The following is a 466-nucleotide window of genomic DNA, read 5'->3' as shown; positions in this document are numbered from 1 at the left end:
CCGGCAGTCTACGACCTGTCCGCGCGGAGACATTAGCGCAGAACCAACATGCAGCCTTCCGAGTTATGTTACCGATGTCACTTTCCCCGACATCAAACTCCCACAGCACCTTGCCCCGCCTCTGAGCGGGGTTTTCTTTCCCTAAGATATCAGACCAAAGTCCAACGCATGCGACCGCGCGGGCTAGAACGACGCACCCTTGCAGAAGCTTTCTTTGAAGTATTTCATAGCTGCTACTGTCCGCGTCGCTTGAGGGTTGACCATCAGCCTGCTCTCAAACGGGTTGATAGGAACGCACTTTCCATTGGAATCTGCCACGAGGCAGACCGCCACGTTGGGAATAGTGATCCTGGCCGGGTTGTGTCCGTCGATTTTGTCGAGCGGGATCGAAGGTTGAGCATCGCCCGCTTTCTCAAAATTGAAGCGGGAGATAACTGGAGGCTTATCGCCGCGCTGGTCTTTCATC

General features: G+C 54.9%; 1 protein-coding gene. It reads right to left on the bottom strand.

From position 1 onward, the window contains the following. Positions 1–183 precede the first annotated feature (183 nt). Positions 184–466, bottom strand: a 283-nt coding sequence (locus tag AC1DIX_RS27810) for a hypothetical protein (RefSeq protein ID WP_477328574.1), incomplete at its 5' end; no start/stop codon positions are given.

Source organism: Massilia sp. 05N420 (assembly GCF_056397205.1).
Note: the sequence above shows the minus strand (reverse complement) of the source record. Positions and strands in the feature narration are given on the sequence as shown.